Below are 13054 nucleotides of genomic sequence, written 5' to 3' on the forward strand. Positions count from 1 at the left end.
GATTGAGCTTCGACAAGATGCCAGAGCACGGCGGAGTCTTGCTGGATAAGGGCTGCGGAAACTCATCGCCAGAATTTGCATGAAAGGTACGAATACCCCGAGAATGGCAGCGCCGCGCCGCTCTTCGGCCTGGAAGACAGCGTGCGCGAGGTGACGATGGGCAGGAGCTTCGCCGAGTTGCAGGCGCTCTACGACCGCATGATCTGGATGGACAGCATAGTTCGGCAGAACGACCATCTCTCGGGTGTTGGCCGGCGGCCCTCGCGATAGACGTAGGGGTGGTCGGGAAGTGCGGCGGCCGCAGCAAAAATCGTCTCTTGCACGAAATCTGCGGTCGATGCTGTCTTTGCTGATGTGTTCGTGGATCTTGCGCGACGACCTACCAAATCAGATTCGAAGTGACGATGGAAAACTGGCCTAAGACAGCAAAAGCCACCCAGCGGGCGAGCAAGCTCCGCGACGCGACGCTTGCCGTAATCGATGCGGCCTCTGGCCGCGATGATCATGCGGCGCGCCGGGACGATGTGCTGTCCGCATCCGCAATCATTGCCAGCTTGCCTCGGACCACGCTGACCAGCGCTGGCTCAACGAGAACAAGACGGTTCAGCTTACCTGTTTCAAATCATCGAGGTTGACGACCCCGATTTGACTCGTGAACGCAAGTGAGTGTCCGTGGCTTTGCTGCTGCGATACGCCGTTAATGTGGTGACCGCCGCTGTCGTAGGTCCGAACGCTGCCGTGCTCTTCGATCAGCAGCCGATGCTTTTCGGCAAAGAAAGCGTAGCGCACGTCATTTTGTGAACCGCTCGAAGACGCGTGGCCCAAATCGTCAGGCCACCACTTTTCCATGGCAGGCATGGGTTTCATCGGCTCCATGGGCTTCATTGGTTCCATCGGGTCCATGGGTTTCATCCGTTCCATCTTGTGTCCTTTTGGCAAACGACCGCAGGTCGCCGCCTCTCATTTATCCATGCGACACCCTCTTCGAGCAAGGCAGTACGTTCGTTCGGGCGCTCGAATCGCGTTCGTGTCGACTCCCAGCGCAATCGCCAAGCCCGGGCGAAAAGAAACCCGGCGGCCGCGGAAGCGTCCTCGTAACCCGCGTGCACTTCCGCGTCGCGACTTTCTTCGCACTCGGGGGCCAAATGCGAACTGCCATCGCGGCCGCGCAGTGTTAGCTGATCCGGTCGCAAGCTCAGCCCGTAAAGTAGCTGGAGGCGGTATCGTCTGCCGTGCGGTGACTCTGACAATCCAGGCAGGCTATGTTCGTTGGTCTCTTTCCCGCGACGAGATGTCGGCGCGCATAAGTGTCGCGCAACAAACGGGGACTTTCATCGGTGGCCGACATATCGAGATGCAGAGCGCCGAGCGCACACACACGCCGAAAATCTCGTCACGAGTTTAAATAAACTTGATTATTGACTTTATATAGTTTTCCTAAGGATGGACGGACATAGCTGCAACGGTGACTTCACGATCTATTGCGCTCGAGCTATGCTTCCTTATGGGCGTTACATGCGTCCGATATCGGCGGGGCTCATCGTGGCGCTCGGCCAAACAGCCTCGGATCCAGCGTAAAGGGTTCGGCGCTTATGACCTTGACGCTTGCCATTCCCGGATGCATGGGGTTCAGGAGCAGATTGAAATCACTCGGGCACACGACAGACGGTACGCGCATCGCTAGTTGGTCAACCGGGGTAGTCGCCATAGCCTTCGCTGGCGCGGATAAATGGGGTCAGTGCATCGCTCGATATGACGGCGAACCACTCCGCTTTTCAATATCCACATCTGCATGAAATTCTGGCCGAAGGCCAGCCCGGTTCTCCGCTTGCAGAATCTGATTCACGAAGGCGCACATGCATTCGACCATCAGATCGGCGATGCGGGCTACTTTTCCTACAACACGTGCGCGGAGACTGCGAAGACCGAAAAGCTGACTTCGCAGCGCCTGGGGACGCCCGATTCATACTCTTGCTTCGTGCATTACCTGAAGTACGACACTGGCATCAAGTCGCGAGCCGAGTCGTATAAGGGCAAGACGCTCAACGTGACACAGGACCCCGGCGGACCGATCGATCTCGATGGCACTGACGAGAAGACGCCGATGTTCCGCATCGACGGGGTGCCGCCTTTCGGCAACTTCCAGTTCCGATGGGTCATCGCCGATGCAGCCGACAATCGCTACCTGATGCGCTCGGACACCGGCAATCCTTTCGAATTCGGCAACCACACTGCGGCCTACATCGGAGCGGCAACACGAACGTCATTGAAGACGCGCGGCGTAACGGCCGCCACGATGATCTGCCGCGCTATGATTCCGACTCAGACGGATATCGTTCAGGAACTGACTGTGCAGTTTATCGGCGTTTGAACGAGCGTTTATTCAATCATTTAACATAAAGGAGCATTAACGAACGAGTGAAGATTCACGCTATTCGAAGTGGCTTGGGGCGGCCAGTTTCGCGATGACACGACATGAGCCTCCGCAGCGATCCGATGTGCGGCGTCGCTACCGGCAGCATCCCACAAAATTGATATACCGAATTTTCAGTCCGTCTCCAAGATATTGAAAATTCGCTCGCCAATATTAGAAACCGACCTTCTTGTTGTCTTTTACGAAGCGCCTCGACGACGGTTGCACGCGAGTTGGAAATACTCGTCGCCCTCCGTTGGAAGCCACGCGGCGTACGGTTGCAAGCGACAGGCCGACTGCATGGGCGCGGCAGGCGACTCGAAGCATCCCATAAGGCCAGTTCGGCGAGCGACGTGAGTGGCTTGTTGTATAAAGCGTGTTCTATAGTTTAAGAGAACGCAGTGCAAGCGCATGCGGCCCCTGTTCGGGAAGCGGCTGCAGCGGATTAGGTATCAACCATCTGTCGTTCGACCGAGGCCCGAAGAAATGACAAGGGATCGCTACAAGATTCTCATAGTTGACGACAACGATGAGATGCGCCAGGCGCTATCAATCCTTCTGCAAGTTCGTGATTTGCAGGTGTTAGCCTGCGCATCGCCGAGTGAGGCATTCGAAGCGGCAACGAGCTGGAAGCCGAACGCTATGGTTCTTGACATCGATTTGCCGACGAAGTCAGGCTTTGATCTGTATCGTGAACTGAGGGCAGCAGGTCACGCGGTACCGGCCGTATTCATAACAGGCAATGCATCTGACGTAGGCCTGGATCGAGCGGCCGAGTTTAATGCCACGGTCCTTCAAAAGCCATTCGCGTCCGGCGTACTTTTCGCTGCTTTGGACAAGGCACTCAGCAAGTAAAGCAAGTCGAGGATGTGGCATGTCAGCAGTCTTTCGAAGCGAGCAAGTTCAATGTGCCCCTCCCGCGATTGTAGCTACTGCTTGTCAATCAATTGGCTTTTGTTATTCTGTTATTGTTTGTTGACGGACAACATCAGCAGGCCTGGACAATCGAGATGGCGTCCGAGCGGCAACGATTGAAGCCGCGGCAGCGAATGCTCATTTCGCAACCAATTTCTGCGGATTGTCTTTAGCCAAAGCGTCTGCGTATAAGGCGAAGGTTAGGGCTAGGGTCGCAGCGCCCGATGACTTCGAAGTAAGATGGAGGCAAGGATGGAATCGTGAGCAAAGGACAATTGGCGGATACGAGACAATGCGTACGGAAAATGCGAAGTTGTTCGCACTCGAGGTAAAAACCGCGTGTGAACAACTTGCCGACACGAGATGAAACGCCTTTAATCGTCGCATCCTCGACCTACCGCCGCTGCTCTAACGATGAACAGTGCGAAGAACCGCTAATCGCGTTCGTATAAGCAATCCTTGCGGTGCATCACGTACTTCCCGATCGCTAACAGCGGCGAAAACGCAATGATATACGGTCGGACTATCCGGAGTAGGTGATGCAGCGGCTTACTGCTTCGGTTGGCCGATGCCCGCCTTCTTTTGCGCATCCTGAATGTCCTGAGGATAATTTGCGTCATCGCGAGCACCTGGCCGATAACCCGCATCCTCCAATTTCTTCAGTTCCGCATTCTTCTTGGCGCGAGCCTGTTTCCTCGCGGCCTTTCTTTCTGCCTTGCTGGGTGCCGCCGACGCACCCTCAGCGGCTACTGCAGGGGACGTTGCTGCGGTCTGAGCGAACGCTTTTGGAAATTGAGAAAACGCTAGTGACACCGCGGCGACAACACAAGCTGCCTTGATTTTCGAAGTATCAGCCACGATTTTCTCCTGAACGCCGGTCATGCCGGCAACATTTAGACGCCAGATTATCAGAATCCGCCGTTTGCGAGACTTTAGGACCGTCCGGCTTACATTCTAGTTCGCTTAGCTGTTTGCAGTTCGTAGCTGTGGTCCACTTGCTAATTGCCACTCTGATTCGACTCGCCGCGTTCACATGGATGCTTGGGCGTCCAATCGTCGTCAGAGGATCCACGAAGCGTCGTTGCGTCCATCAGGAGGCGGACAAGCCAGTGGACTTGCTTCTTACCGACCCCGGTCAGCAACATCGGTTCGCCGGGGGCACGATCATTGCTGGAGCACCCGGGCGGCCAACCTGTTCACCATGCGGGGTTTCGAGACATTGTGCACCCGAAAGAGCGAACCTAGCTTCCGTTCCCGGATGGCGATGTACCGTTGGCTGCATGCCGGGCTTGAAATTTTCCTCCATATAGGTCGCCATGAACGAGTGCGTCACAGGCAGCATCAATGGCCCCAAGCTGGCAAGGTGCTCACCCGCGAATGAGCGACACGGATTTGTCGGCAACTGTAAAAAGCCAGACCTGACCTAAGATCTCGACGACCGTTCCGCGTTTTCCCTTGCCGCGTCCGAAGCACCACTGCTTTCGAAGCGGTCGATATGCCAGTGAACTGGCCATTCTGGAGGTGCTCCGAGATGCTCTTCCGCATGTACGATGCATTCGAGCTCGGTTTTTCGCTCAGTCACGGGAATGCAGACGCCACCTGTTTGTGCGCACGAATCAGAAGCGGCCGTCAAATTCATCAGTGAGATGACCAGAGTGGGCAGCCATATTGCGCGCCCCAGTTGGGATTGGCACACCTGCTCTCATCGGAGTTTCCATCGAAAGCGAAATCCCTGCCCTCCGAAAGTCTCGTGACAGCATCCCTTGCAGCCTCGAGGCGATGATCTCTTCTGCCTGCGATATGATCCGGTTTATCAATTCCGCAATTGTGGGAATGTCGCGTGTGAGCCCCGCCACCATACCTCACGACCACGCGCCGCATCCAGATCGCCCTGCCGCATTGCGCGCGGATAGACACCCGCCACCTCATCGGCGATGTCGGAGAAAGTGAGATCGGATCCGAGTTAGGAAAGACATTTGAAACCCAACCTGGGTGAGCGTAGCTCGAAGGGAGCAAGGATCATGGCCAAGTTGGTGACGATATCGCTTCTCGCGTTAGTGTCTCTTCTGCTGGGATGTGCCATTAGCGGAACTCCGCCGAAAGGAAAACACCTCAGTCCGACTGAGTGTCGTGACTTAGCCGCACTGAGGTCCAACCCACATCCTACGTTTGGCGAGCACCAGAGCGAACTTGCCGCCCTAAGAAAGGCGGGCTATAACCCGTCGCCATGGTTCGATGATCCTTACTACCCTGACGACCTCCAAGCCGCTCAACGCCTCGTTGAGTACTGGTTCCAAACCGAGTGTTCGTGAGTTCTAGAAATTGCTGTCCACGTGATCTCGCGCGCGGGCGCCGCGTTTTCGAAGCAGTGGTTGTGTCGCGCGCGGCTTCGAACGGCGATTGAGGGTGGTCCAAGGCCGTTTTCAAACCGCTGTTTGAAGCCGGGAGAATCGGTAAACAATCTAAGGTCGACGGCATAGAGTGGGCGGCGAGGCACGGCGCTACCTTGCGCCTCACGTGCGCCGCCAGTTCACTTAAGTTGCGCTCGTGTGTGTGATACGCGCGTTGGCCCTGAGCGCAGCGAGATCGCGGCCTCGCATTGCGCTCAGAGGCGTCGCGCCGTAATGGATGCCGCCTGTGACACAGCCAGCGAGCGAAAGCGCCGACGCGGAGGTCATCGTGAAGGTCGTCGGCCAGTTCTTCATGTCAGTTTTTCCCCTTTAGTAAGGCGACGCGTCACGCGATCGGCTTTAGGTTGAAGTTTGCCTCGGCATACGCGGCGTTGCACGACCAGACCATGGTTCCGTCGCGCTTGAATACAGCTTGTCCGTTCGCGATCGTGCATCGCGCTTCCGGAAACACCGCAGCATGCCCGTTCATGGCCGCGGCGAGTGCGTTTCGCTCTTTGCAGATAGCAATGTATTGGCCATCTTCAATTTTTTTCATTTTCGCCCTTATCTCGCCTACGCTGGGCCAGTCGTTCACGTCGCGAGTGCTGTGTAGCATGCTCTCTTTCGGCGCCGTCTCTACCAGTTCAGCTTTAGCCCCGATTCAATGGCGCGGCGACGCTCGTCGTCGTCCGCGTGCAGGTATTGACGGGTGGTCGAGATCGACACGTGGCCCAGATTGTCGCGCACATAGCGCAGATCCACTTGGCCGTCCATCATGTGTGAGCCGGCGGTATGCAGCAGTCAATGCGCGGATGCTTGGCGGAGCCGTTCCGCAGCACGCTCGCGGGGTTCGCCGTCCGAATTCAGGTGGTCGAGTGCGTTGTAAAACATCTGCTTGATGATCAGGTGAACGCGGCCGCGTGTCATCGGCCTGTGCTGGCCGCCAATCGGGAGCAGATACGGCGTCGGCTCGTACGGGATAGGCAGGGCAGGGAGTTCATAGTGTTGCCGATAGCGCGCCAGTTGCGCCATTTACACCGACGTGGCCGGTAGCAGGCGCTGCTTGTCGCCTTTGCCGGCAATTGACACCACCAGCGCTCCTGGCCGTGGCGATCGCGCCGCTTGAAGAACCCCGTTGGATTGTTGACGACACCGCCCGCAGAGCTATGTTGCTGCGGTCCGAGGGTTGCGTCGCGATGGGGATAGCCATCGACGTACAGCTCCCGTTCGCGGCTTTATCAAACCGAGAACGCAGCCTCGCTCATGTCAGGTACCGCTTTGAATGCAGGCTTCGCGAAGAAATAGCCTTGCATCAGCGCCACGCCGTTCGCCGCGAAGAAATCGCGTTCCGCGCTTGTCTCGATTCCTTCCGCGATCACGCGAATCCCAAGATCGCGGCACATCGCGAGCACTCCGCACACGATGCGTTGCCGCACAAAATCCGTATCGATACGGCGGACGAGTTCCATGTCGAGCTTGATTAGATCGGGCTGGAAGTCCGCCAGCAGGGTGAGGCCCGAATAACCCGCGCCGAAATCGTCGATGGCGGTCTGGAAGCCGAAGCGCTTGTACGCGCGAAAGATTTCAACCAGATGCGGCCGGCTGATGATGTTCTCGCCCTCGACCGTTTCGAAGATGATCCGTTCGATCGGAAAGCCATGTTTCTCAGCCGCCTCGAGCGTGCTGCGGATGCAGGCTTCCGGGCGGTAGACTGCGTTCGGCATGAAGTTGATCGAGAGCAAGCTTTCCATTTTCAGCGCGGCCGCCTGGGTGATCGCGGTCGTGCGGCAGCGCTGGTCGAAGTGATAGCGGTTGCTCTCGTCGACTTGCGCGAGCACCGATCCCGCCGATTCGCCGTTCGGGCCGCGCACGAGCGCCTCGTGCGCGTAGGCGCGGCCGGCGGTGACATCGACGATCGGCTGGAATGCGAATGCCAGTTCGATCGGCGTGGCTGCGTCGTTCCTGCAACCCGTGCAACCGGACTTGATGGTGTGTACTTCGGGAATGCGTGCGTCGTTAATCTGCGTCATGCGTCGTACTCGTCGAGGGCGAGAAGGAAACCGTTGTGCGGGCCGGCCCCTCGTTTAACGGACGACGCGTGCGGATCTTGAGAGCAGAGCAACGAACGCATATGCAGCGTGATTCAACAAACCTTGGACAGACATCGTGCTGTCGTTGCCGGCCTGGCAGTCAATCGAGCGCCGATGCACGAACACGTTCAGGTCCTGCATGGAGGCGAAAGATCAGCACCCTTCGACAGCTTCGACGCAGCGGAGCATCTCGTTGAACAGAACGGGTTATGAAGATCAAGGAAGTCTGCCCCACGCTCGTGACGGGGTTACCGGAGAATCACCGAGATTTTCTATTTCAGCCATTCTTGCAGGCACTCCAATGGAGCGGGGCGTGCGATGAGGAAGCCCTGTAGTTCGCCGCATGGTTCTTCGAGCAGCGCCTGCCGCTGCGCGTCAGTCTCCACCCCTTCTGCGGTGATCGGGATTTCGAGCGTGGTGCATAGCCCGCAGATCGCCCGCACGATCGCGACAGATTTTGGGTTCTTCCCCAAGCCGCTGACGAATTCCCTGTCGATTTTCACGCGAGTGAAAGGGAAACTCTGCAACACGCTGAGGGATGAGTAGCCCGTGCCGAAGTCGTCCATCGCGACCCCCACTCCGATCGTCCGGATCTCGTTGAGTAGTCTATGTGGTGGTCCTGTGTGGTCGAGCAGGGCGGTTTCGGTGATCTCCAGTTCGAGGCGATGCGCGCATAGGCCGGAAGCTTTCAAAGATCGCATCAATACCTGAGTAAAGTCCTCGTATAGCAATTGCGCCGGCGACACATTGACGCTCAGCCGAATATGTTCCGGCCAACCCGCAGCGTCGCGGCAGGCCTGCATCAGGACCCACTCGCCCAACTCCGGCATCAAGCTCCGCTCCTCCGCGATCGGAATGAATTCAGCCGGCGATATCTCCCCGCGTCGATCGTGAGTCCAACGCAGGAGCGCTTCGAATGCCGTTGTCTGACCCGTGCGCGCATTGACGATCGGCTGGTAGAAGAGCTTCAGTTCGCCAGCACGCAGCGCTTTCCTCAAGTCGTCTTCAAGCTCGTTGCGTAAGCGCAGGGGATCGTTCATACCGCGCTCGTACAGGTGATAACAATTCCTTCCGTCGCGCTTGGCTTTGTAGAGTGCCAGGTCCGCCTGCTGCAGCACCGTATCCGCTTCAACACCGCTAGGCGTGCAACTGACGATGCCGATACTCACACCGACTGTTATCTCATTGCCGGCGATCTCGAAAGGCGCCGTCAGCGCCTGAATACAGCGCTCGGCAAGCGCCTTCGCGTCGCTTGCGGTGCGATACGACGTTTGAAGGATCGTAAATTCGTCACCGCTCAAGCGAGCAAGATGGTCGCTCTCCCGGAGCGTTGACGACAGCCGACGCGCGACGGCCTTCAGCAACTCGTCGCCGATGTGATGCCCGAGCGTATCGTTCACGAGCTTGAAACGGTCCAGATCGAGATAGAGCAGGGCGAAAGGTGGGCCGTTGGTTGCCGCCTCGACCAGATGCCGCAAGCGATCGCGGAAGCTCATTCGATTAGGCAGATCGGTCAGATGATCGTGATGGGCGAGGTGACGAATCCGGTGCTCGGCGGCTCGGCGGTCAGTGACATCTTCAATCGTCGAGACCCAGCCGCCATGGGAAAGCAGACGGGTCACGACGGCGATATGGCGCCCGAGATGCACGAACTCGGCGTGCGGGGAGTGCGACCTGGGCTGCCCAGGCGTCACAGCGCGTATGAGTTTCCTGCGCAACTCTGCGATCGAAGCAACTTGTTCGACATTTGCTGCTCCAGCCCGCTCGCAGATCCGGCGGAGGACGGTGCGAAGAGGAATGCCAGCGGGTACGCCATCCGCAGGAATCTGCAGGATGCGCGCAAACTGGTCGTTGCACATCACGAGCCGCCCGCGACGATTGAAAAGACACAAGCCCTGGAGCATGTTCTCAAAAACCCGAACTGGGTCGAGGCGATCGGGCAGGCGTTTTTGGCGCAGTCCGGCGACGTGATGGATTCGGTGCAGCGCCTGCGGCAGAAGGCCTACGCGGCAGGCAACCTGAAGACGTCGCCGCAGCAGAAGGTCGAGGTTCAGCAGACGACCCAGACGATCGTCATTCAGCCAGCCGATCCGCAGGTCGTGTACGTGCCCGCCTACAATCCGACGACTTTCTACGGGACGTGGCCCTATCCGACCTATCCGCCGACGTATCTGCCTCCGCCCCCGGGATACGCGGTCGGCACGGCGCTCGCGACCGGACTCGCATTCGGCGCGGGCATCGCGATCACCAACTCGCTGTGGGGAGGCTGCGACTGGGGCGGCCATGATGTCAACGTGAACGTCAACCGGTACAACAACATCAACGTCAATCACCGGATCGACGCAAACCGCACGACATCGAACTGGAATCGCACCAATGCCATCAACAACCGCAATCAAATGCAGGCGAGCGGGAGGCTCAAGGGCGGTGCTGCGGGTGGTGGTGGCGCTGATCGCAGCGCGTATCGCGGGCGCGACAACGCTCAGCGCGACCAGGCCCGGCAGACGCTCAGCCAACGCACCGGGCAGAACATGAACGCATCGGCGGCCGATCGCGCAAGCAACATTCGCAAGGGCGGCGACGCGGGCAAGCGGGACGGCACGCGCGGCGGCGGTGGTGCCGGTGCGGGGAATCGCCACGAGATCAAGAATCGCGCGCAGACGGTCAACCGCGACAACGCACTGCGTGATGCAGGCAACGGCAAGGCCAGCAAGCAGAACATCGAACGCGGCCAGCAAAGCCGTGCTGCGGAACATGCGAAGGGCGGCGGGCTAAATGCTGCGCGCCCGAATACCGGCGGTGGGGGTGGCGGCGTGCGGCCTGCTGGCGCAGGCGGCGGCGGACACCTCGGCGGTGGAGGTGGCGGCGGTGGACACATCGGTGGAGGGGGCGGCGGAGGTCGTGCCGGCGGAGGGCACATCGGAGGCGGAGGAGGGGGAGGCGGCGGAGGAGGCGGGCACATCGGGGGAGGTGGCGGCGGTCATCGTCGTCACTAGACCGGGGGATTCGTCGACTGTTGCCTTGAATCCGTCTCACACGCCAATTCTCATGCAAGGAGTGCCTCATGAACGCGTCCGCACAGGAAAGCACGATGTTCCAAAAGCCACGCCCGCGTGCATCGACCGTCGTCGGTGCTCTCATCCTGATGGGGGGACTTTTGCTGACAGCGGATTACGCCAACGCACAAGCCGTTTACCCGACACCCGCCGCAGCCGCCGACGCGCTGCAACAGGCGCTCGCGACCTACGACAAGGACGCCCTGCGCAAGGTCCTCGGCGCCGACTATAAACAGTTCATCCCGATCGGCACGATCGACATGGACGACGTCTACGCCTTCCTCGCCGCGTACGCGAAGCATCACGAGATCGTCGACGATGGCAAGGGCACGGCGCATCTGCAAGCCGGCGACGAAGGCTGGACGCTGCCCGTCCCCATCGAGCAGGGCGCGGCGGGCTGGCATTTCAACATTCGTCAGGCCCATGACGAAGTGGCTTTGAGGCGCATCGGCCGCAACGAGCTGGCGGCGATCCAGACGGTGCTCGCCATCGGCGACGCGCAGCGCGACTTCGCCAAGGCCAAAGGCGAGACCGTGTATGCGCGGCGTTTCATCAGCCATCCCGGCAAGCAGGACGGCCTGTACTGGCCGGCGGCCGATGGAGCACCCGAAAGCCCGCTGGGCGAACTGGCATCGACGATGGACCCGAACGCACCGCCCGACGAGGCGTACCACGGCTATCGATATCGCATCCTGACCGCGCAAGGGTCCGACGCGCCCGGCGGCGCACGCAACTACCTCGAAGACGATGCGATGCGCGGCGGTTACGCGGTGATCGCGTGGCCTGCGAAGTACGGACAGACCGGCGTCATGACGTTCATCGGAGGAAGCGACGGGAAGGTCTATCAGCGCAATTTCGGGCCGCAGACGGCGAGCGAGGCGGCGCGAGTCCGCCGCTACGACCCGGACCCGGGCTGGCAGCGCGTGCCGGATTCGCAAATCGCCAACGAGTAGCGGAATTCAATTTGGGAGCAGGAATGAAAACAATCGTTCTCGCCGCTATCACCGCCTTTCTGCAGGCGGGATGCCTCACCACGCCCGCCGAACCTGTCGTCTCGATTCCCGCGCCGGTATGCCACAACGCGAAACAGTGCGAGGTCATGTGGACCGCGGCTCAGGATTGGCTGCCCCGCGTCGGGCGAATGCAGGTCGTGCAAGTATTACCGGATTCGATCGTCACGTCGCCCCGCCTCGAGGGCGTAAGAACGACGATGCACGGCGTGGTCGTCAAGCGGCCATTGACCGACGGCTCTTACGAGCTTTCCGCGCGGTTCGAATGCGGAGAGCCGCAGTTCCCCTGCACGAAGCTCGAACAGAGCGGCGTCAATCTGTTCAACACGATGGTGTCGGCGGCCGGAGAGGGATGCGATCAGTGACCGCATGTGCGGGCACAAATGCAGAGCGACTGTTATCCCTATACAGTCGATATGGGAAACGCGCAGATCGAAACGCAGGTTTGGGGTCGACAAGCGACTCTCTATTTCGAGTGACCGGGGCGACGTTACGAATACCGATCGACGCGCGTGAAGATGTTTGGGCCCTGTATTGATCGCGGAAGTGCAGGACGAAGCAGCCGCTTTTCGCAATAGGCTGCGCACTATCAGCGTTGCGATGGATGAAAGGGGCGCACGGCTATGAGATTACCGCAATCGACGCGATCGATGGCTATGATGCCCCGGTTGCAGCGGCGGCGGCTAGCGAGACTCCTAGATCTGACGTCGACGCTCTTGTGAGACAACTGATCCAGGGTAGCAGTTCGTTCGTAGGGAAGGCGTTAGATGCGCGTCTGCATTCGGACCGGCGACAGAGAGGCGCCTCACGCCAAGCTTGAAACGGCTCTGCGTCTTCTGTCTTGAACGCGAGAAGCATCGTCACGGCGGCAATACCTCACAACCCGATCACTTTCGTGTTTGAACGTTTTGGCTCGGACCGCGCGTGAGAAAATCGAATGCGAATTATGTTGGTCGATCGAGTCCTTCGCCAGACGCGGGAAGGTATGCGCTGGAACTCGGTTCAAGGGATACCGCTACCAGTGCAGTAGGCGCGAGCCTAGTATCGCCCCAGCAACGGTGGGAATCATCATCCCAAGCAAATACCAAACGCCCCAGAAAGGCACGCCCATCTCTGGGCAGTGAAGGCAATAGGCAAGGGTCGCGGTCGATCCAGCCAGCAAGCCGCCTGCTGCGCCTGT

15 protein-coding genes and 1 pseudogene are annotated in these 13054 nt (G+C 59.2%); 7 read left to right on the top strand and 9 right to left on the bottom strand.

Features of this window, described 5'->3' with window-relative positions:
* Window positions 1-75 precede the first annotated feature (75 nt).
* Window positions 76-270: a hypothetical protein gene (locus AWB65_RS32780; protein ID WP_087670982.1), complete on the top strand. Its 195-nt coding sequence runs from the start codon at window positions 76-78 to the stop codon at window positions 268-270.
* 333 nt (window positions 271-603) lie between these two features.
* Here the strand turns inward: AWB65_RS32780 and AWB65_RS32785 are convergent, their stop codons facing one another.
* Together AWB65_RS32785 and AWB65_RS37380 are read right to left on the bottom strand one after the other, a co-directional pair.
* Window positions 604-921 (bottom strand): hypothetical protein, encoded by a 318-nt coding sequence (locus AWB65_RS32785; protein WP_235007993.1) that lies wholly within the window; start codon window positions 919-921, stop codon window positions 604-606.
* 616 nt (window positions 922-1537) lie between these two features.
* Window positions 1538-1690: pseudogene (locus tag AWB65_RS37380) on the bottom strand (RES family NAD+ phosphorylase); the annotation flags it as partial.
* A gap of 102 nt (window positions 1691-1792) precedes the next feature.
* Here AWB65_RS37380 and AWB65_RS32790 point away from each other — a divergent pair.
* Together AWB65_RS32790 and AWB65_RS32795 are read left to right on the top strand one after the other, a co-directional pair.
* A complete protein-coding gene (locus AWB65_RS32790) occupies window positions 1793-2371 on the top strand; it encodes a hypothetical protein (protein ID WP_087670983.1) in 579 nt (192 codons plus the stop codon).
* A gap of 528 nt (window positions 2372-2899) precedes the next feature.
* Window positions 2900-3268, top strand: a complete 369-nt coding sequence (locus tag AWB65_RS32795) for a response regulator (RefSeq protein WP_159907931.1) — start codon at window positions 2900-2902, stop codon at window positions 3266-3268.
* 609 nt (window positions 3269-3877) lie between these two features.
* Here the strand turns inward: AWB65_RS32795 and AWB65_RS32800 are convergent.
* On the bottom strand, window positions 3878-4186 hold the full coding sequence (locus tag AWB65_RS32800) for a DUF4148 domain-containing protein (RefSeq protein ID WP_374729778.1): 309 nt from the start codon (window positions 4184-4186) through the stop codon (window positions 3878-3880).
* Window positions 4187-5349: 1163 nt separating this feature from the next.
* Between AWB65_RS32800 and AWB65_RS32810 the strand changes: the two genes are divergently transcribed.
* Window positions 5350-5640, top strand: coding sequence for a DUF4148 domain-containing protein (locus tag AWB65_RS32810; RefSeq protein WP_087670987.1), 291 nt, complete (start codon window positions 5350-5352; stop codon window positions 5638-5640).
* 424 nt (window positions 5641-6064) lie between these two features.
* On the opposite strand, the gene AWB65_RS32815 is transcribed toward AWB65_RS32810, so the two are convergent.
* The 5 genes from AWB65_RS32815 to AWB65_RS32835 all read right to left on the bottom strand — a co-directional run bounded on the left by AWB65_RS32815 (window position 6065) and on the right by AWB65_RS32835 (window position 9667).
* Window positions 6065-6334 (bottom strand): hypothetical protein, encoded by a 270-nt coding sequence (locus AWB65_RS32815; RefSeq protein ID WP_235007995.1) that lies wholly within the window; start codon window positions 6332-6334, stop codon window positions 6065-6067.
* A 20-nt stretch (window positions 6335-6354) separates the two neighbouring features.
* Window positions 6355-6519, bottom strand: coding sequence for a tyrosine-type recombinase/integrase (locus AWB65_RS32820; RefSeq protein ID WP_327359507.1), 165 nt, complete (start codon window positions 6517-6519; stop codon window positions 6355-6357).
* Window positions 6520-6750, bottom strand: a complete 231-nt coding sequence (locus tag AWB65_RS32825) for a hypothetical protein (RefSeq protein ID WP_087670990.1) — start codon at window positions 6748-6750, stop codon at window positions 6520-6522.
* A 206-nt stretch (window positions 6751-6956) separates the two neighbouring features.
* Window positions 6957-7748, bottom strand: coding sequence for an EAL domain-containing protein (locus tag AWB65_RS32830; protein ID WP_087670991.1), 792 nt, complete (start codon window positions 7746-7748; stop codon window positions 6957-6959).
* 332 nt (window positions 7749-8080) lie between these two features.
* Entirely contained in the window at window positions 8081-9667 is a 1587-nt protein-coding gene (locus tag AWB65_RS32835) for a putative bifunctional diguanylate cyclase/phosphodiesterase (RefSeq protein ID WP_235007997.1), read from the bottom strand.
* Between the two features lie 36 nt (window positions 9668-9703).
* Between AWB65_RS32835 and AWB65_RS36755 the strand changes: the two genes are divergently transcribed.
* The 3 genes from AWB65_RS36755 (at window position 9704) to AWB65_RS32850 (ending at window position 12239) form a co-directional block, all read left to right on the top strand.
* Complete coding sequence (locus tag AWB65_RS36755) at window positions 9704-10804, top strand: DUF3300 domain-containing protein (protein WP_268808277.1); 1101 nt, start codon at window positions 9704-9706, stop codon at window positions 10802-10804.
* A gap of 68 nt (window positions 10805-10872) precedes the next feature.
* Window positions 10873-11817 carry a DUF2950 domain-containing protein gene (locus tag AWB65_RS32845; protein ID WP_087670994.1) on the top strand — a complete coding sequence of 315 codons (945 nt, stop codon included), beginning with the start codon at window positions 10873-10875 and terminating at the stop codon, window positions 11815-11817.
* Window positions 11818-11840: 23 nt separating this feature from the next.
* Complete coding sequence (locus AWB65_RS32850) at window positions 11841-12239, top strand: hypothetical protein (RefSeq protein ID WP_087670995.1); 399 nt, start codon at window positions 11841-11843, stop codon at window positions 12237-12239.
* Window positions 12240-12889: 650 nt separating this feature from the next.
* Here the strand turns inward: AWB65_RS32850 and AWB65_RS32855 are convergent.
* Window positions 12890-13054 (bottom strand): NrsF family protein (locus AWB65_RS32855; protein ID WP_143281821.1); only part of this gene is annotated, 165 nt, incomplete at its 5' end.

The organism is Caballeronia humi, assembly GCF_001544475.1.
In the GTDB taxonomy this organism is placed as follows: domain Bacteria; phylum Pseudomonadota; class Gammaproteobacteria; order Burkholderiales; family Burkholderiaceae; genus Caballeronia; species Caballeronia humi.

Bases quoted from the DNA above. Each gene is read 5' to 3' on its own strand.
- AWB65_RS32785 (WP_235007993.1), bottom strand. From the start codon at position 921: ATGGAACGGATGAAACCCATGGACCCGATGGAACCAATGAAGCCCATG.
- AWB65_RS32790 (WP_087670983.1), top strand. From the start codon at position 1,793: ATGAAATTCTGGCCGAAGGCCAGCCCGGTTCTCCGCTTGCAGAATCTG.
- AWB65_RS32795 (WP_159907931.1), top strand. From the start codon at position 2,900: ATGACAAGGGATCGCTACAAGATTCTCATAGTTGACGACAACGATGAG.
- AWB65_RS32810 (WP_087670987.1), top strand. From the start codon at position 5,350: ATGGCCAAGTTGGTGACGATATCGCTTCTCGCGTTAGTGTCTCTTCTG.
- AWB65_RS32815 (WP_235007995.1), bottom strand. From the start codon at position 6,334: ATGCTACACAGCACTCGCGACGTGAACGACTGGCCCAGCGTAGGCGAG.
- AWB65_RS32825 (WP_087670990.1), bottom strand. From the start codon at position 6,750: ATGGCGCAACTGGCGCGCTATCGGCAACACTATGAACTCCCTGCCCTG.
- AWB65_RS32830 (WP_087670991.1), bottom strand. From the start codon at position 7,748: ATGACGCAGATTAACGACGCACGCATTCCCGAAGTACACACCATCAAG.
- AWB65_RS32835 (WP_235007997.1), bottom strand. From the start codon at position 9,667: ATGTGCAACGACCAGTTTGCGCGCATCCTGCAGATTCCTGCGGATGGC.
- AWB65_RS32845 (WP_087670994.1), top strand. From the start codon at position 10,873: ATGAACGCGTCCGCACAGGAAAGCACGATGTTCCAAAAGCCACGCCCG.
- AWB65_RS32850 (WP_087670995.1), top strand. From the start codon at position 11,841: ATGAAAACAATCGTTCTCGCCGCTATCACCGCCTTTCTGCAGGCGGGA.